At 60.2% G+C, this 18617-nt stretch carries 17 protein-coding genes; all 17 read left to right on the top strand.

What is annotated here, in order from left to right; genetic code table 11:
• Positions 1 to 35 precede the first annotated feature (35 nt).
• Positions 36 to 482 (top strand): NUDIX hydrolase, encoded by a 447-nt coding sequence (locus tag AABM52_RS10645; RefSeq protein ID WP_347911701.1) that lies wholly within the window; start codon positions 36 to 38, stop codon positions 480 to 482.
• A gap of 59 nt (positions 483 to 541) precedes the next feature.
• Positions 542 to 1675 carry a tRNA 2-thiouridine(34) synthase MnmA gene (mnmA, locus tag AABM52_RS10640; RefSeq protein ID WP_347911700.1) on the top strand — a complete coding sequence of 378 codons (1134 nt, stop codon included), beginning with the start codon at positions 542 to 544 and terminating at the stop codon, positions 1673 to 1675.
• Entirely contained in the window at positions 1672 to 2295 is a 624-nt protein-coding gene (gene hflD, locus AABM52_RS10635; protein ID WP_347911699.1) for a high frequency lysogenization protein HflD, read from the top strand. The genes mnmA and hflD overlap by 4 nt, the downstream gene beginning before the upstream one ends.
• Positions 2296 to 2419: 124 nt before the next feature.
• A complete protein-coding gene (gene purB / locus AABM52_RS10630; RefSeq protein ID WP_008053453.1) occupies positions 2420 to 3790 on the top strand; it encodes an adenylosuccinate lyase in 1371 nt (456 codons plus the stop codon).
• Positions 3791 to 3876: 86 nt separating this feature from the next.
• The gene (locus tag AABM52_RS10625) at positions 3877 to 5046 is read left to right on the top strand and encodes a cupin domain-containing protein (RefSeq protein WP_223444756.1); all 1170 of its coding nucleotides are present in this window, start codon (positions 3877 to 3879) and stop codon (positions 5044 to 5046) included.
• Positions 5039 to 5464 carry a GNAT family N-acetyltransferase gene (locus AABM52_RS10620; RefSeq protein ID WP_347911698.1) on the top strand — a complete coding sequence of 142 codons (426 nt, stop codon included), beginning with the start codon at positions 5039 to 5041 and terminating at the stop codon, positions 5462 to 5464. Before AABM52_RS10625 ends, AABM52_RS10620 begins: the two co-directional genes overlap by 8 nt.
• Positions 5465 to 5680: 216 nt before the next feature.
• The gene (locus tag AABM52_RS10615) at positions 5681 to 6442 is read left to right on the top strand and encodes a secretin N-terminal domain-containing protein (protein WP_347911697.1); all 762 of its coding nucleotides are present in this window, start codon (positions 5681 to 5683) and stop codon (positions 6440 to 6442) included.
• Positions 6443 to 6915: 473 nt separating this feature from the next.
• Positions 6916 to 8241 carry an isocitrate lyase gene (gene aceA, locus AABM52_RS10610; protein ID WP_110662143.1) on the top strand — a complete coding sequence of 442 codons (1326 nt, stop codon included), beginning with the start codon at positions 6916 to 6918 and terminating at the stop codon, positions 8239 to 8241.
• 639 nt (positions 8242 to 8880) lie between these two features.
• Positions 8881 to 9294, top strand: a complete 414-nt coding sequence (locus AABM52_RS10605; RefSeq protein ID WP_003223812.1) for an NADH-quinone oxidoreductase subunit A — start codon at positions 8881 to 8883, stop codon at positions 9292 to 9294.
• Positions 9295 to 9304: 10 nt separating this feature from the next.
• Positions 9305 to 9979 (top strand): NADH-quinone oxidoreductase subunit B family protein, encoded by a 675-nt coding sequence (locus AABM52_RS10600; protein WP_046037844.1) that lies wholly within the window; start codon positions 9305 to 9307, stop codon positions 9977 to 9979.
• A 73-nt stretch (positions 9980 to 10052) separates the two neighbouring features.
• Positions 10053 to 11837, top strand: coding sequence for an NADH-quinone oxidoreductase subunit C/D (gene nuoC / locus AABM52_RS10595; RefSeq protein ID WP_007981273.1), 1785 nt, complete (start codon positions 10053 to 10055; stop codon positions 11835 to 11837).
• 2 nt (positions 11838 to 11839) lie between these two features.
• The gene (gene nuoE / locus AABM52_RS10590) at positions 11840 to 12337 is read left to right on the top strand and encodes an NADH-quinone oxidoreductase subunit NuoE (protein ID WP_008020715.1); all 498 of its coding nucleotides are present in this window, start codon (positions 11840 to 11842) and stop codon (positions 12335 to 12337) included.
• The gene (gene nuoF / locus AABM52_RS10585) at positions 12334 to 13689 is read left to right on the top strand and encodes an NADH-quinone oxidoreductase subunit NuoF (protein WP_347911696.1); all 1356 of its coding nucleotides are present in this window, start codon (positions 12334 to 12336) and stop codon (positions 13687 to 13689) included. The genes nuoE and nuoF overlap by 4 nt, the downstream gene beginning before the upstream one ends.
• A gap of 137 nt (positions 13690 to 13826) precedes the next feature.
• Positions 13827 to 16541 (top strand): NADH-quinone oxidoreductase subunit NuoG, encoded by a 2715-nt coding sequence (nuoG, locus tag AABM52_RS10580; protein WP_347911695.1) that lies wholly within the window; start codon positions 13827 to 13829, stop codon positions 16539 to 16541.
• Positions 16538 to 17545, top strand: coding sequence for an NADH-quinone oxidoreductase subunit NuoH (gene nuoH, locus AABM52_RS10575; protein WP_046037838.1), 1008 nt, complete (start codon positions 16538 to 16540; stop codon positions 17543 to 17545). The genes nuoG and nuoH overlap by 4 nt, the downstream gene beginning before the upstream one ends.
• A gap of 9 nt (positions 17546 to 17554) precedes the next feature.
• Positions 17555 to 18103, top strand: a complete 549-nt coding sequence (gene nuoI / locus AABM52_RS10570) for an NADH-quinone oxidoreductase subunit NuoI (RefSeq protein WP_046037837.1) — start codon at positions 17555 to 17557, stop codon at positions 18101 to 18103.
• Positions 18104 to 18112: 9 nt separating this feature from the next.
• Entirely contained in the window at positions 18113 to 18616 is a 504-nt protein-coding gene (gene nuoJ, locus AABM52_RS10565; protein ID WP_347911694.1) for an NADH-quinone oxidoreductase subunit J, read from the top strand.
• Position 18617 lies beyond the last annotated feature (1 nt).

The following is an 18617-nucleotide window of genomic DNA, read 5'->3' as shown; positions in this document are numbered from 1 at the left end:
GACTGTGTTTCAACTTTGGAATTTGAGGACATCTCATGGACTGGAAACCCCACATCACCGTCGCCACCATCGTCGAAGCCAACGGCCGCTTCCTGATGGTCGAAGAACTCAAGCACGGACGCGTGGTGCTCAATCAACCCGCCGGCCATCTGGACCCGAACGAAACCCTGACCGAAGCCGCCGTGCGCGAAACCCTCGAGGAAACCGGCTGGGACGTCGAACCGACCGGCGTACTGGGCATTTACCTCTACACCGCCCCGAGCAACGGCGTGACCTACCAGCGGGTCTGCTTCATCGCCAAACCACTGAAACACCACCCGGACTATCAACTGGATGACGGCATCGTCGGCGCCAAGTGGTTGACCCGCGAGGAATTAATCGAGCAGAGCGACAACTGGCGCAGCGAGCTGATCATCCGCTGCATCGACGACTATCTGGCAGGCCAACACTTCGGCCTCGAATTGATCCGTCCTTCTCTTTAGCCTTGCGGGCCTGAGCCTGCTAGAATCGCGTCCTTTTTCAAGACACTCATTGAATCCCTATGCGTGATCCAGCCCCTTCTGACACACAAAAGAAGCGCGTCATTGTCGGCATGTCCGGCGGCGTGGACTCTTCCGTTTCCGCTCTCCTGCTGATCGAGCAGGGCTATGAGGTGGAAGGCCTGTTCATGAAGAACTGGGAAGAAGACGATGGAACGGAATACTGCACCGCCATGGATGACCTGGCGGACGCCCAAGCTGTGTGCGACAAGATTGGCATCAAGCTGCACACCGCCAACTTCGCCGCAGAGTACTGGGACAACGTGTTCGAGCATTTCCTGGCCGAATACAAGGCCGGACGCACGCCGAACCCGGACATCCTGTGCAACCGCGAAATCAAGTTCAAGGCGTTCCTCGACTACGCCATGATGCTTGGCGCCGACCTGATCGCCACCGGTCACTACGTGCGTCGCCGCGACATCGATGGCCGCACCGAACTGCTCAAGGGTCTGGACCCAAACAAGGACCAAAGCTACTTCCTGCACGCCGTCGGCGGCGAGCAGATCGCCAAGACCCTGTTCCCGGTCGGCGAACTGGAAAAACCGCAAGTGCGCGCCATTGCCGAGAAATACGAGCTGGCGACCGCGAAGAAAAAGGATTCCACCGGGATCTGCTTTATCGGCGAACGCCGCTTCAGCGACTTCCTCAAGCAGTACCTGCCGGCGCAACCGGGCGAGATCAAGACCACCGAAGGCGAAATCATCGGCCGCCACCACGGTCTGATGTACCACACCATCGGCCAGCGCCAGGGCCTGGGCATTGGCGGCCTGAAAGATGCCAGCGATGAGCCGTGGTATGTGCTGATCAAGGACCTGGAAAACAACGAGCTGATCGTTGGCCAGGGCAATGATCACCCGTGGCTGTTCTCCCGCGCCCTGCTCGCTTCCGATATCTACTGGGTCAACCCGGTCGACCTGAGCCAGCCACGCAAGCTGACCGCCAAGGTTCGTTATCGCCAGAGCGACCAGCCGTGCACCCTGGAAAAAACCGCCACCGGTTATCGCGCGACCTTCGATGATCCGCAGCGTGCGGTCACTCCAGGCCAGTCCGTGGTGTTCTACGACGGTGAAATCTGCCTCGGCGGCGGCGTAATTGAAGTCGCCGAGCCGTGGACGAGCAAGGGCCAGGCCCTATGAACCCGATTCAGGAGCAACTGACAGCACTGGGCGGCGTCTTTCTCGCCGCGGTGCTGGTGGACAGGATCGCCAAAACCGGCCAGACCAGCGAAGCCGGGCTGACCTGCATGCTCGGCAGCCTGCTGATTCGCGACCCCAAGGACACCCTGGAAGTCTACGGCGGCGACGACATCAACCTGCGTGAAGGCTATCGCGCACTGATCGGCGCCCTCGAACGCGACCCAAGCGCCCTGCAGCGCGAGCCGCTGCGCTATGCCCTGGCCATGCTCGGCCTTGAGCGTCAGTTGGCCAAGCGCAACGACATGCTCGACGTGATCGGCAAGCGCCTGCCGCAGATTCAGTCCCAGGTCGAACACTTTGGCCCGGCCCACGAAAACGTGATCGCCGCCTGCGGCGCGCTGTATCAGGACACCCTGAGCACCCTGCGCCAACGCATCCAGGTGCACGGCGACATGCGCAACCTGCAACAACCGAGCAACGCCTCGAAAATTCGTGCCCTGCTGCTGGCCGGCATTCGTTCGGCGCGCCTGTGGCGGCAATTGGGCGGTCATCGCTGGCAGCTGGTGATCAGCCGCCGCAAATTACTCAAAGAGCTTTACCCCTTGATGCGTAACGAATAACCCGCATCGACAGCACCGAACTCAGCAATACGCGTAATACGCCGGTCAGTTGGCGACGGACCGGCGGATTTTTTCATGTATGATACGCGCCCCATTTCGTTGCCCGACTGTCCGAGAACACCCCATGCAGCTTTCTTCGCTCACTGCGGTTTCCCCTGTTGACGGCCGCTACGCCGGCAAAACCCAGGCCCTGCGCCCAATTTTCAGCGAGTACGGCCTGATCCGTGCCCGCGTTCTGGTTGAAGTGCGCTGGCTCCAGCGCCTGGCCGCTCACCCTGCCATCAGTGAAGTGCCGGCGTTCTCCGCCGAAGCCAACGCTGTGCTCAACACCCTGGCGGAAAACTTCTCTCTGGAGCACGCCGAGCGCGTCAAAGAGATCGAGCGCACCACCAACCACGACGTCAAAGCCATCGAGTACCTGCTCAAAGAGCAAGCGGCCAAGCTGCCGGAACTGGCCAAGGTCAGCGAGTTCATCCACTTTGCCTGCACCAGCGAGGACATCAACAACCTGTCCCACGCCCTGATGCTGCGCGAAGGCCGTGATGACGTGATGCTGCCGCTGATGCGCCAGACCGCCAACGCCATCCGCGAACTGGCCATCCGTTTCGCCGACGTGCCGATGCTGTCGCGCACCCACGGTCAACCGGCCTCGCCGACCACCTTGGGCAAAGAACTGGCGAACGTGGTTTACCGTCTTGAGCGCCAGATCGCTCAAGTCGCTGCCGTTCCGCTGCTGGGCAAGATCAACGGCGCTGTCGGCAACTACAACGCCCACCTGTCGGCCTACCCTGAGATCGACTGGGAAGCCAACGCCCGCGCCTTCATCGAAGACGAGCTGGGCCTGGGCTTCAACCCGTACACCACGCAGATCGAACCGCACGACTACATTGCCGAGCTGTTCGACGCGATTGCCCGCTTCAACACCATCCTGATCGACTTCGATCGCGATATCTGGGGCTATATCTCCCTGGGTTATTTCAAGCAGCGCACCATCGCTGGTGAAATCGGTTCGTCGACCATGCCGCACAAGGTCAACCCAATCGACTTCGAAAACTCCGAAGGCAACCTGGGTATCGCCAACGCACTGTTCCAGCACCTGGCGAGCAAGCTGCCAATCTCCCGCTGGCAGCGCGACCTGACCGACTCCACCGTACTGCGCAACCTCGGTGTCGGCTTCGCCCACAGCGTGATCGCGTACGAAGCCAGTCTCAAGGGCATCAGCAAGCTTGAGCTCAACGAGCAGAAGATTGCCGCTGACCTGGACGCCTGCTGGGAAGTATTGGCCGAGCCGATCCAAACCGTGATGCGTCGCTACAACATCGAAAACCCGTACGAAAAGCTGAAAGAACTGACCCGCGGCAAGGGCATCAGCCCGCAAGCGCTGCAGACTTTCATCGACGGCCTGGACATGCCAGCCGCCGCCAAGGCCGAGCTGAAATTGCTCACCCCGGCGAACTACATCGGCAACGCTGTAGAACAAGCCAAGCGCATCTGATCGACCGCTAGACCCTTTTAAGACGCCCGGCCGCGCCGGGCGTTTTTATTCCCGTCTGAAAAGTGCATTTTTTCAATAGGTTACACATGAATCCTGATATTCCTCTTCAACTTCTGGGCGGCATCACGGCACGGGAATTCCTGCGCGACTACTGGCAGAAAAAGCCGCTGCTGATCCGTCAGGCAATTCCTGATTTCGAAAGCCCTATCGACGCCGACGAACTGGCCGGCCTGGCGCTGGAAGAAGAAGTCGAATCACGACTGATCATCGAGAATGGCGAGCGTCCGTGGGAACTGCGTCGCGGCCCGTTCGCCGAAGATGAATTCAGCAAGCTGCCTGAAACTGACTGGACCCTGCTGGTTCAAGCCGTGGATCAGTTCGTTCCGGAAGTCAGCGAACTGCTGGAAAATTTCCGTTTTCTGCCAAGCTGGCGCATCGACGACGTGATGATCAGCTACGCCGCGCCGGGTGGCAGCGTTGGTCCGCACTTCGACAACTATGACGTGTTCCTGCTGCAAGGCCACGGCAAGCGCAACTGGAAGATCGGCCAGATGTGCAACACCGAGAGCCCGATGCTGGCCCACGCCGACCTGCGCATCCTCTCCGAATTCGAAGCCACCGATGAATGGGTGCTGGAACCGGGCGACATGCTCTACCTGCCACCGCGCCTGGCCCATTGCGGCGTTGCCGTTGATGAATGCATGACCTACTCGGTCGGCTTCCGCGCACCGAGCGCTGCTGAAGTACTGACCCACTTCACTGATTTCCTCAGCCAGTTCCTGTCGGACGAAGAACGCTACACCGACGCCGACGCCTTGCCGACTGCCGATCCTCACCAGATCCAGCGCGACGCACTCGACCGCCTGAAAGGCCTGCTGGCCGAGCACATGAGCGACGAGCGCCTGCTGCTGACCTGGTTCGGCCAGTTCATGACCGAGCCACGCTACCCGGAACTGGTAGTAGGCCCGGAAGACGTCGAAGAAGAGGACTTCATGTCTGCCCTGGAGCAAGGTGCGATCCTGATTCGCAACCCGAGCGCACGCCTGGCGTGGTCTGAAGTCGATGACGACCTGCTGCTGTTCGCCAGCGGCCAGAGCCGTTACCTGCCGGGCAAACTGCGCGAACTGCTGAAGATGATCTGTGCCGCCGACTCGCTGCACGCCGACAACCTTGGCGACTGGCTGAGCGACGAAGACGGTCGCGGCCTGCTGTGCGAACTGGTCAAGCAAGGAAGCCTGGGGTTTGCCGATGAATAAGATTCACGTACGTGTCGCAGACTGGCAGAAGGACAACGCCGAGATCCGGCGCATTCGTGAGACGGTGTTCGTCGCCGAGCAATCCGTTCCGCCAGAACTGGAATGGGACGCCGACGACATTGATGCAGTGCATTTCCTCGCTTACGAAGGCGACTTTCCGATTGGCACCGCCCGCCTGCTGCCCGATGGGCACGTCGGCCGGGTTTCGGTACTCAGGGACTGGCGCGGCCTGAAGGTCGGCGATGCGCTGATGCAAGCGGTGATTGGCGAAGCCGAAGAGCGCGGGTTGAAGCAACAGATGCTCAGCGCCCAGGTACAAGCCACGGCGTTTTATGAGCGCCTGGGCTTTCACTTGGTCAGTGAGGAGTTCCTGGAAGCCGGGATTCCGCATGTGGACATGGTCCGCCATTCGGCCTGATACCTAGTCGCGGCCATCGCGAGCAGGCTCGCTCCTACAAGGATTGCGCTAGACCTTGTAGGAGTGAGCCTGCTCGCGATGCGGCCCTGAAGAACACCCGAAAACGCCCCGCTATCTCCGGATGCCGGGGCGTTTTGCTGTCCGCCATTCAACTTGCCCCACCCAAGGCCGACAAACTGGCACTATCATCAATTCAAGTTGGCGGAGATAACGGATATGCCCCTACGCACCCTGCTCAGCACCCTGCTGGTGGCCTGCAGTTTTTCGGTCATGGCGGCCACCGAAATCGTGCCCCTGAACTACCGCACCAGCGCCGACCTGCTGCAGGTGGCACAGGATTTCATCGGCAAGGAAGGACAGGTCAGCGCCTATGGCAATCAACTCATCGTCAATGCCGATCAGCGCAAGATCGACGAACTTAAAGCCCTTCTTTCACAACTCGACACCGCACCCAAGCGCCTGCTGATTACCGTCGATACCAGCGACAACAACACCCAGGGCGACCAGGGTTATTCGGTGAACGGTGCCAAGCCGAGCCAGACCCGCATCATCAGCTACAACACCGACAGCCGCGAAGGCGGCATCCAGCAAGTGCAGGCCAGCGAGGGCGCGCCGGCGCTGATCCAGGTTGGCCAGAGCGTGCCGATCACCAGCAGCCAGACCGACTCCTATGGCGGTTACAGCAGCCAGACCGAGTACCGCAACGTCACCCAGGGCTTCTACGTCACCGCAAACGTCACCGGTGACATCGTTCACCTGTCGATCAGTACCAACCGTGACCGCATGAGCCAGGAACGTCCCGATGTAGTGAACGTGCAAAGCACCGACACAACCGTCACCGGCCACCTCGGTGAGTGGATCCTGCTGGCCGGGGTCAACGGCCAGACCCTGGCCGACAAACAGGGCCAGACCCGCAGCTACTCGACCCAGAGCCGCAACGACATGACATTGCGGGTGAAAGTCGACACTTTGGACTAAAGCACCAAAACCTGACTGATGAGTCGCATTAGACTAAAGATGTAGTGCCTGAAAAAAAGCACTACAAAAAGTTTGACGAGCCAAAAAAGCAAAGGCATGATGGCCTCGCTCCCGCTAATCAGAGGCCCTGGCAAGGGCCTTCGAGGCGATGTTCGCACCTACCCCGCGAACCGCTTCGTGTCTGTACCGCCCACAAGGTGTGTTTGACGAGGTTGTCGACTGGAACGAAGTTGTCCCGAGGGACGGAAGCGTAATAGGTAACCCGGCACCACACTGATGTTCGCACCAAGGCCCACGACGCCCGAATGCGCCCGCAGTTCGCCTTTACCTGCTCACTTCCCCTCGAGCCGATCGTTCATCCCGTCGCCCTCCCCGCCGAATCCGACTTGACCATCAAAGCTTCTGGTCAGCGAGCGCAGGAATTTTCCACCGCAGAACAACTTTTCATAAAGACGCGACGAGGTTTATCTCCCATGGCACTGACACGCGAACAGCAAATTGCAGCCCTCGAAAAAGACTGGGCTGAAAACCCGCGCTGGAAAGGCGTGACACGCACTTACTCCGCTGCTGACGTCGTCCGCCTGCGTGGCTCGGTTCAACCTGAGCACACCTTTGCAAAAATGGGCGCCGAGAAGCTGTGGAACCTGGTCACCCAGGGTGCCAAGCCAGCCTTCCGTCCTGAGAAAGATTTCGTCAACTGCATGGGCGCCCTGACCGGTGGCCAGGCTGTGCAACAAGTCAAAGCCGGCATCCAGGCAATCTACCTGTCGGGCTGGCAGGTTGCTGCGGACAACAACTCCGCCGAATCGATGTACCCGGACCAATCGCTGTACCCGGTGGACTCGGTGCCAACCGTGGTCAAGCGCATCAACAACTCGTTCCGTCGTGCTGACCAGATCCAGTGGAAGGCCGGCAAGAACCCGGGCGACGCTGGCTACATCGACTACTTCGCACCAATCGTGGCTGACGCCGAAGCCGGTTTCGGCGGCGTACTGAACGCCTACGAGCTGATGAAGAGCATGATCGAAGCAGGCGCCGCCGGCGTTCACTTCGAAGACCAACTGGCTTCCGTGAAAAAATGCGGCCACATGGGCGGCAAGGTACTGGTTCCTACCCAGGAAGCCGTACAGAAGCTGACCGCTGCCCGTCTGGCTGCCGACGTTGCCGGTACTCCGACCATCATCCTGGCCCGTACCGACGCCAACGCTGCTGACCTGCTGACCTCCGACTGCGACCCGTACGACCAGCCATTCGTGACTGGCGAACGTACCCAGGAAGGCTTCTACAAAGTGCGCGCCGGTCTGGACCAGGCCATCGCTCGCGGCCTGGCCTACGCTCCGTACGCCGACCTGATCTGGTGCGAAACCGCCAAGCCGGACCTGGACGAGGCTCGTCGCTTCGCCGAAGCGATCAAGAAGGAATACCCGGACCAACTGCTGTCGTACAACTGCTCGCCTTCCTTCAACTGGAAGAAAAACCTGGACGACGCGACCATCGCCAAGTTCCAGCGCGAACTGTCCGCCATGGGTTACAAGCACCAGTTCATCACCCTGGCCGGCATTCACAACATGTGGCACAGCATGTTCAACCTGGCGCACGACTACGCCCGCAACGACATGACTGCCTACGTGAAGCTGCAAGAGCAGGAATTCGCTGACGCCTCCAAGGGTTACACCTTCGTGGCTCACCAGCAGGAAGTGGGCACCGGCTACTTCGACGACATGACCACCGTGATCCAGGGTGGCTCGTCCTCGGTAACCGCGCTGACCGGTTCGACTGAAGAAGAACAGTTCCACTGATCTGCTTCACCTGAGACATCAGCCGCTGCGGGCCGAATAGAAAGCTAACCGCAGCGCTGCACATCTGACGCCCCGACTGGTTCGGGGCGTTTTTTTGCCTGGGATTCAACAAACACCGCAAAAAACCTGTGGGAGCGAGCTTGCTCGCGATAGCGGTCCGTCAGATGGAGATGCCGTGTCTGACACACCGCTATCGCGAGCAGGCTCGCTCCTACAGGGGATGGTGATGATCCGGAAAAACATTGATCCAGAGCGCCCTCGCTGTCAGAAAAACCCGCTAAAACACGCCCCTCCGCTACTTGCAGTAACGCCCATATAAGACAACTTCCCGAGTATCCGAACGACAAGCAGTTTAAAAACCGCGACAAATAATATTGATTATCATTTAGCAGCAACTATGTTCGTTACATTCCCTACAAAACATAATTGGCGAAATGCCGGCTAATGCCCGAGCCGCAAGGCCTGCGGGGCTTTTGAAGCGCGCTATGTCCTTATTCCTATAATAAATTTCGCTATAGGAATTTTACTTGCCGGGTGTTTAGCCATAAAATCAGCGGGATTGATTGCTGCGACATATCGTCACTGCTTTTGTTTCTTTTCAAGCTCAGAGACCCTTGCTCTCTGTTAAGGATTACCAGCATGCCCGAAGCGACAGGACTCATGGCCCACAACTGGGGCTTTGCCATTTTCCTTCTAGGCGTCGTCGGCCTCTGCGCCTTCATGCTGGGTGTCTCCAGCCTCCTTGGGTCAAAAGCCTGGGGCCGCAGCAAAAACGAACCGTTCGAGTCCGGCATGCTACCTACAGGTGGCGCCCGCTTGCGGCTCTCAGCCAAATTCTATCTGGTCGCGATGTTGTTCGTGATCTTCGATATCGAAGCCCTCTTTCTCTTTGCATGGTCTGTGTCCGTCCGCGAAAGCGGCTGGACCGGATTCGTCGAAGCTCTCGTTTTCATAGCAATTCTGTTGGCAGGCCTTGTCTACCTATTCCGAGTGGGCGCCCTTGACTGGGCTCCGGAAGCTCGGCGCAAGCGGCAAGCGAAGCTGAAACAATGAGGCTTTGGCAATGCAATACAATCTCACCAGGATCGACCCCGATGCTCCTAACGAGCAGTATCCGATTGGCCAGCGGGAAACCGTTTCCGATCCGTTAGAAGATCAAGTCCACAAAAACATTTTCATGGGCAAGCTCGAAGACGTGCTTAACGGCACGATCAACTGGGGGCGCAAGAACTCCCTGTGGCCGTATAACTTCGGTCTTTCGTGCTGCTACGTGGAAATGACCACCGCCTTCACGGCGCCCCACGACATCGCGCGCTTTGGCGCCGAGGTTATCCGGGCATCGCCGCGTCAGGCGGATTTCATGGTTATCGCCGGTACCTGCTTCATCAAGATGGCACCGATCATTCAGCGTCTCTACGAGCAAATGCTCGAGCCTAAATGGGTCATCTCCATGGGTTCGTGCGCCAACTCCGGTGGCATGTACGACATCTACTCCGTCGTTCAAGGGGTGGACAAGTTCCTGCCCGTGGACGTCTACGTGCCAGGCTGCCCGCCCCGTCCTGAAGCTTTCCTGCAAGGTTTGATGCTGTTGCAGGAGTCGATTGGACAGGAGCGTCGCCCGCTTTCCTGGGTCGTCGGCGATCAAGGCGTATACCGCGCCGAGATGCCTTCCGAGAAGGAAAAGCGCCGCGAACAGCGAATCGCAGTCACCAACCTGCGCAGCCCCGACGAAGTCTGATCCAGATCTGCTTCTTTAAGAGAACGAGAACCTGGTTTCATTCTTTACGTTGACCGAAAGCGATAAAATAACCATGACTACAGGCAGTGCTCTGTACATCCCGCCTTACAAGGCAGACGACCAGGATGTGGTCGTCGAACTGAACAACCGTTTTGGCCCGGAGGCATTCACCGCCCAGCCGACTCGCACCGGCATGCCGGTGCTTTGGGTTGCCCGTGCCAAACTCGTCGAAGTCCTGACGTTCCTGCGTAACCTGCCCAAGCCGTACGTCATGCTCTATGACCTGCACGGCGTGGACGAGCGTCTGCGTACCAAGCGTCAAGGGCTGCCGAACGGCGTCGACTTCTCCGTGTTCTATCACTTGATGTCGATCGAACGTAATAGTGACGTAATGATCAAGGTCGCCTTGTCCGAAAGCGACCTCAGCCTGCCGACCGTCACCAGCATCTGGCCGAACGCCAACTGGTACGAGCGTGAAGTCTGGGACATGTTCGGCATCGACTTCAAAGGTCACCCTCACCTGTCGCGCATCATGATGCCGCCGACCTGGGAAGGTCACCCGCTGCGCAAGGACTTCCCGGCCCGCGCCACCGAGTTCGACCCGTTCACCCTGAACCTGGCCAAGCAGCAGCTCGAGGAAGAGTCCGCGCGCTTCAAGCCGGAAGACTGGGGCATGAAGCGTTCCGGCCCGAACGAGGACTACATGTTCCTCAACCTCGGCCCGAACCACCCGTCCGCGCACGGTGCGTTCCGCATCATCCTGCAGCTGGACGGCGAAGAGATCGTCGACTGCGTACCGGACGTCGGTTACCACCACCGTGGTGCCGAGAAGATGGCCGAGCGTCAGTCCTGGCACAGCTTCATCCCGTACACCGACCGTATCGACTACCTCGGCGGCGTAATGAACAACCTGCCGTACGTGCTCTCGGTCGAGAAGCTGGCCGGCATCAAGGTGCCCGAGAAGGTCGACGTCATCCGCATCATGATGGCCGAGTTCTTCCGGATCACCAGCCACCTGCTGTTCCTGGGTACCTACATCCAGGACGTCGGCGCAATGACCCCGGTGTTCTTCACCTTCACCGACCGCCAGCGCGCCTACACGGTGATCGAAGCCATTACCGGTTTCCGTCTGCACCCGGCCTGGTACCGCATCGGTGGCGTCGCCCACGACCTGCCGCGCGGTTGGGAAAAACTGGTCAAGGATTTCGTCGAGTGGATGCCAAAGCGTCTGGACGAATACCAGAAAGCCGCACTGGACAACAGCATCCTGCGCGGGCGGACCATCGGCGTCGCCGACTACAACACCAAAGAGGCCCTGGAATGGGGCGTCACCGGTGCCGGCCTGCGTTCGACCGGTTGCGATTTCGACCTGCGTAAAGCGCGCCCGTACTCGGGCTACGAGAACTTCGAATTCGAAGTGCCGCTGGCCGCCAATGGCGATGCCTACGACCGCTGCATCGTGCGTGTCGAAGAGATGCGCCAGAGCATCAGGATCATCGACCAGTGCCTGCGCAACATGCCGGAAGGCCCGTACAAGGCGGATCACCCGCTGACCACGCCGCCGCCTAAAGAGCGCACCCTGCAGCACATCGAAACCTTGATCACGCACTTCCTGCAGGTTTCGTGGGGCCCGGTCATGCCGGCCAACGAATCCTTCCAGATGATCGAAGCGACCAAGGGCATCAACAGTTATTACCTGACGAGCGATGGCGGCACCATGAGCTACCGCACCCGGATTCGTACCCCAAGCTTCCCGCACCTGCAGCAGATCCCTTCGGTGATCAAAGGCAGCATGGTCGCGGACTTGATTGCGTACCTGGGTAGTATCGATTTCGTTATGGCCGACGTGGACCGCTAAGCATGAACAGCACGCTTATCCAGACAGACCGTTTCACCCTGAGTGAAACCGAGCGCTCGGCCATCGAGCACGAGTTGCATCACTACGAAGACCCGCGCGCGGCGTCGATCGAAGCCCTGAAGATCGTCCAGAAGGAACGTGGCTGGGTGCCGGACGGCGCCTTGTACGCCATCGGCGAGATCCTCGGCATCCCTGCCAGCGACGTTGAAGGTGTGGCCACTTTCTATAGCCAGATCTTCCGTCAGCCAGTGGGCCGTCACATCATTCGCGTCTGCGACAGCATGGTCTGCTACATCGGCGGCCACGAGTCCGTGGTCAGCGAAATCCAGAGCAAGCTCGGCATCGGCCTGGGTCAGACCACCGCCGACGGTCGTTTCACCCTGCTGCCGGTCTGCTGCCTCGGCAACTGCGACAAGGCGCCGGCGTTGATGATCGACGACGACACGTTCGGTGATGTGCAGCCAGCAGGCGTTGCCAAATTGCTCGAGGGCTACGTATGACCCTGACTTCCTTCGGTCCGGCCAACCTCATCAAGCGTTCGGCCGAAACTCACCCACTGACCTGGCGTCTGCGTGACGACGGCGAAGCCGTATGGCTCGACGAGTACCAGGCCAAGAACGGTTACGCCGCTGCGCGCAAGGCCTTCGCCGACATGGCTCAGGACGACATCGTCCAGACCGTGAAAGACTCCGGCCTCAAGGGTCGCGGCGGTGCAGGCTTCCCCACTGGCGTGAAGTGGGGCCTGATGCCCAAGGACGAATCCATCAACATCCGTTACCTGCTGTGCAACGCGGATGAAATGGAGCCCAACACCTGGAAAGACCGCATGCTGATGGAGCAACTGCCCCATCTGCTGATCGAAGGCATGCTGATCAGTGCCCGCGCACTGAAAACCTACCGTGGCTACATCTTCCTGCGTGGCGAGTACACCACCGCCGCCAAGCACTTGAACCGTGCCGTGGAAGAAGCCAAGGCGGCAGGCCTGCTGGGCAAGAACATCCTGGGTTCGGGTTTTGATTTCGAACTGTTCGTCCACACCGGCGCCGGGCGTTATATCTGCGGTGAAGAAACCGCACTGATCAACTCCCTCGAAGGCCGCCGCGCCAACCCGCGCTCCAAGCCGCCCTTCCCTGCCGCCGTTGGCGTGTGGGGCAAGCCCACTTGCGTGAACAACGTGGAGACCCTGTGCAACGTGCCGGCGATCATCGCCGACGGCGTGGACTGGTACAAATCGTTGGCCCGCGAAGGCAGCGAAGACATGGGCACCAAGCTCATGGGCTTCTCCGGCAAGGTCAAGAACCCGGGCCTGTGGGAACTGCCGTTCGGCGTCACCGCTCGCGAGCTGTTCGAAGACTACGCCGGCGGCATGCGCGACGGTTACAAGCTCAAGGCCTGGCAGCCTGGCGGCGCCGGTACCGGCTTCCTGTTGCCGGAACACCTGGACGCACAAATGTACGCCGGCGGCATCGCCAAAGTGGGCACCCGTATGGGTACCGGCCTGGCCATGGCGGTGGACGACAGCGTCAACATGGTGTCCCTGCTGCGCAACATGGAGCAGTTCTTCGCCCGCGAATCCTGTGGCTTCTGCACCCCGTGCCGCGATGGCTTGCCATGGAGCGTCAAGCTGCTGATGGCCATCGAGAACGGTGAAGGCCAGCCAGGCGACATCGAGACCCTGCTGGGTCTGGTCGGTTTCCTCGGCCCAGGCAAGACCTTCTGTGCTCACGCACCGGGCGCCGTGGAGCCGTTGGGCAGCGCAATCAAATACTTCCGTCCAGAGTTCGAAGCCGGTATCGCGCCTGTCAGCGCCGCCGTCCCGCCTCTGGCAAGGCCGATCGTAGTCGGCGCGTAAACGCTTAAAAAAGGCGAAGGGTCCGTGCCCTTCGCTTTTCGTGTGATGACGCCTTTAACGGCTGTGTTGATTCACGCGGATAACAAGATTCCATTAGCCACGCCCGCTGACACCGGGCCAACGAAGAACTTTGAACCATGGCCACTATCCACGTAGACGGCAAAGAGCTCGAAGTCGATGGGGCAGACAACCTGTTACAGGCATGTCTGTCGCTAGGCCTCGATATACCTTATTTCTGCTGGCACCCTGCCCTTGGCAGCGTTGGCGCTTGCCGCCAGTGCGCGGTCAAGCAGTACACCGACGAGAACGACACCCGTGGTCGTATCGTGATGTCCTGCATGACGCCTGCCACCGACGGCACCTGGATCTCCATCGAAGATGAAGAATCCAAGGCCTTCCGTGCCAGTGTTGTTGAATGGTTGATGACCAACCACCCTCACGACTGCCCGGTCTGTGAAGAAGGCGGTCACTGCCACCTGCAAGACATGACGGTAATGACCGGCCACAACGAGCGCCGTTACCGCTTCACCAAGCGTACCCACCAGAACCAGCAACTGGGCCCGTTCATTTCCCACGAAATGAACCGCTGCATCGCTTGCTACCGCTGCGTGCGCTTCTATAAAGACTACGCTGGCGGCACCGACCTGGGTGTGTTCGGCGCCCACGACAACGTGTACTTCGGTCGCGTTGAAGACGGCACCCTGGAAAGCGAGTTCTCCGGCAACCTCACCGAGGTCTGCCCGACCGGTGTGTTCACCGACAAGACTCACTCCGAGCGCTACAACCGCAAGTGGGACATGCAGTTCTCGCCGAGCATCTGCCATGGCTGCTCCAGCGGTTGCAACATCTCCCCGGGCGAACGTTACGGCGAACTGCGTCGCATCGAAAACCGTTTCAACGGTTCGGTGAACCAGTACTTCCTGTGCGACCGTGGCCGTTTCGGCTATGGCTACGTCAACCGCGAAGACCGCCCGCGTCAGCCATTGCTGGCCAACGGCACCAAGCTGAGCCTCGACGAAGCGCTGGATAAAGCCGCCGACCTGCTGCGCGGTCGCAACATCGTCGGTATCGGTTCGCCCCGCGCCAGCCTCGAAAGCAACTACGCGTTGCGCGAACTGGTGGGCGCCGAGCACTTCTACTCGGGTATCGAAGCTGCCGAGCTGGAGCGCATTCGCCTGGTCATGCAGGTGTTGAAAGACAGCCCGCTGCCAATCCCGAACATGCGCGACATCGAAGACCACGACGCGATCTTCGTCCTCGGTGAAGACCTGACCCAAACGGCTGCGCGCATGGCCCTGTCCCTGCGTCAATCGGTCAAGGGCAAGGCCGAAGACATGGCCGACGCCATGCGCGTCCAGCCTTGGCTCGACGCAGCGGTGAAGAACATCGGCCAGCACGCGCTGAACCCGCTGTTCATCGCCAGCCTGGCTGAAACCAAGCTCGACGATATCGCCGAAGAGTGCGTTCACGCCGCTCCAGACGACCTGGCCCGCATCGGTTTCGCCGTGGCTCATGCCCTCGACGCCAGCGCACCGGCCGTTGAAGGTCTGGACGCTGAAGCCCTCGAGCTGGCCAAGCGCATCGCCGATGCCCTGCTCGCAGCCAAGCGTCCGCTGATCATCGCCGGTACTTCCCTGGGCTCCAAAGCCTTGATCGAAGCCGCCGCGAACATCGCCAAGGCCCTGAAGCTGCGCGAGAAGAACGGTTCCATCAGCCTGATCGTGCCAGAGGCCAACAGCCTCGGCCTGGCCATGCTCGGTGGCGAATCGGTCGACGCGGCGCTGCAAGCCGTGATCGACGGTAACGCCGACGCCATCGTCGTGCTGGAAAACGATCTGTACACCCGTACTGACAAGGCCCGTGTCGATGCTGCCCTGACCGCCGCCAAAGTGCTGATCGTCGCCGACCATCAGAAGACTGCCACCAGCGATCGCGCGCACCTGGTTCTGCCAGCCGCCAGCTTCGCTGAAGGCGACGGCACCCTGGTCAGCCAGGAAGGCCGCGCCCAGCGCTTCTTCCAGGTCTTCGATCCGAAGTACATGGACGCGAGCATCCTGGTTCACGAAGGCTGGCGCTGGCTGCATGCCCTGCGCGCAACCCTGCTGAACCAGCCGATTGACTGGACCCAACTCGACCACGCCACCGCCGCCGTCGCTTCCAGCACCTCGATCCTGAATCGCATCGTCGATGCCGCACCGTCCGCCGCGTTCCGCATCAAGGGCATGAAACTGGCCCGCGAACCGCTGCGTTACTCCGGTCGTACCGCCATGCGCGCCGACATCAGCGTGCACGAACCGCGTACCCCGCAGGACAAGGACACCGCGTTCGCCTTCTCGATGGAAGGTTACTCGGGCTCGGCCGAACCGCGTCAGCAAGTGCCATTCGCCTGGTCTCCGGGCTGGAACTCGCCGCAAGCCTGGAACAAGTTCCAGGACGAAGTCGGCGGTCACATCCGCGCTGGCGACCCGGGCACCCGCCTGATCGAAAGCACCGGTGACTCGCTGAACTGGTTCGCCAGCGTTCCGCGCGCGTTCAACCCGGCCCAGGGCACCTGGCAGGTTGTGCCGTTCTTCCACCTGTTCGGCAGCGAAGAGAACTCTTCGAAAGCCGCTCCGGTTCAGGAGCGCATTCCGGCTGCTTATGTTGCACTGGCCAAGTCCGAAGCCGACCGCCTGGGTGTCAATGACGGCGCCATGCTGAGCCTGAGCGTGGCTGGCCAGACCCTGCGTCTGCCGCTGCGCATCAATGAAGAGCTGGGCGCCGGTCTGGTGGCACTGCCTGCGGGCATCGCCGGCATTCCGCCAGCGATCTTTGGCAAATCCGTTGACGGTCTGCAGGAGGCAGCTCAATGACCTTGTTCACTCCTGAAGTGATCGACATCATCATCGCGGTCCTCAAGGCCGTGGTGATTCTGCTCGCCGTGGTGGTCTGTGGCGCCCTGCTCAGCTGGGTCGAACGTCGTCTGCTCGCCCTCTGGCAGGACCGTTACGGTCCGAACCGAGTCGGTCCGTTCGGCGCGTTCCAGATCGCGGCCGACATGATCAAGATGTTCTTCAAGGAAGACTGGACTCCGCCGTTCGCCGACAAAGTGATCTTCACTTTGGCGCCGGTCGTGGCCATGAGCGCCTTGCTGATTGCCTTCGCAATCATCCCGATCACCCCGACCTGGGGTGTCGCGGACATCAACATCGGCATCCTGTTCTTCTTCGCCATGGCTGGCCTGTCGGTCTACGCGGTGCTGTTCGCCGGCTGGTCGAGCAACAACAAGTTCGCCCTGCTGGGTAGCTTGCGGGCCTCGGCGCAAACCGTATCGTACGAAGTGTTCATGGGCCTGTCGCTGATGGGTATCGTGATCCAGGTTGGCTCGTTCAACATGCGCGATATCGTTGAATACCAAGCGCAGAACCTGTGGTTCGTCATTCCGCAGATCTTCGGTTTCCTGACCTTCTTCATCGCTGGCGTCGCCGTGACTCACCGTCACCCGTTCGACCAGCCGGAAGCGGAGCAGGAACTGGCCGACGGTTACCACATTGAATACGCCGGCATGAAATGGGGCATGTTCTTCGTCGGCGAGTACATCGGCATCGTGCTGATCTCGGCGCTGCTGGTGACCTTGTTCTTCGGTGGCTGGCACGGTCCGTTCGGCATTCTGCCGCAGATCCCGTTCATCTGGTTCGCTTTGAAAACCGCGTTCTTCATCATGTTCTTCATCCTGCTGCGCGCCTCGATTCCGCGCCCACGGTATGACCAAGTGATGGATTTCAGCTGGAAGTTCTGCTTGCCGCTGACCCTCGTCAACATGCTGGTGACCGCTGCGATCGTGTTGCTCAACACGCCCGCCGTCGCGGCTCAGTGAGGATAGAGAATCATGAAGTACATTTTTGACATTGTGCATGGCTTCTACACCCAGCTTCGCAGCCTGGTGATGATCTTCAGCCACGCCTTCCGCAAGCGCGACACGCTGCAGTACCCGGAAGAACCGGTCTACCTGCCGCCGCGCTACCGTGGACGTATCGTCCTGACCCGCGACCCCGACGGTGAAGAGCGTTGTGTAGCCTGCAACCTGTGCGCCGTGGCGTGCCCGGTCGGTTGCATCTCGCTGCAGAAAGCTGAAACCGAAGACGGTCGCTGGTACCCGGACTTCTTCCGCATCAACTTCTCGCGCTGCATCTTTTGCGGCCTCTGCGAGGAAGCCTGCCCGACCACCGCGATCCAGCTGACGCCGGATTTCGAAATGGCCGAGTTCAAACGTCAGGACCTGGTTTACGAGAAAGAAGATCTGCTGATCTCCGGCCCCGGCAAAAACCCTGATTACAACTTCTATCGTGTTGCAGGTATGGCGATTGCCGGTAAGCCGAAAGGCTCCGCGCAGAATGAAGCCCAGCCGATCAACGTGAAGAGCTTGCTGCCTTAAGGAAGAAAGATGGAATTCGCTTTCTATTTCGCATCGGGTATCGCTGTGGTGTCCACGCTTCGCGTGATCACCAACACCAACCCTGTGCACGCCCTGCTCTACCTGATCATTTCGCTGATCGCCGTGGCCATGACGTTCTTCGCCCTCGGCGCACCGTTTGCCGGTGTTCTGGAAGTGATCGCCTACGCTGGCGCCATCATGGTGCTGTTCGTGTTCGTGGTGATGATGCTGAACCTGGGCCCGGCCTCGGTTCAGCAAGAGCGCGCCTGGCTCAAGCCCGGTATCTGGGGCGGCCCGGTCCTCCTCGCAGCCTTGCTGCTGGTGGAACTGCTGTACGTGCTGTTCTCCCACCAGACCGGTGAAGCCATCGGCCACACCACCGTAGACGCCAAGGCCGTGGGCATCAGCCTGTTCGGTCCTTACCTGCTGGTGGTCGAACTCGCCTCGATGCTGCTGCTCGCCGCAGCCGTCACGGCGTTCCACTTGGGCCGCAACGAAGCCAAGGAGCAATGAC

The organism is Pseudomonas grandcourensis (assembly GCF_039909015.1).
Taxonomy (GTDB): Bacteria; Pseudomonadota; Gammaproteobacteria; order Pseudomonadales; family Pseudomonadaceae; genus Aquipseudomonas; species Aquipseudomonas grandcourensis.
This window is presented reverse-complemented; position numbering and strand designations above follow the sequence as displayed.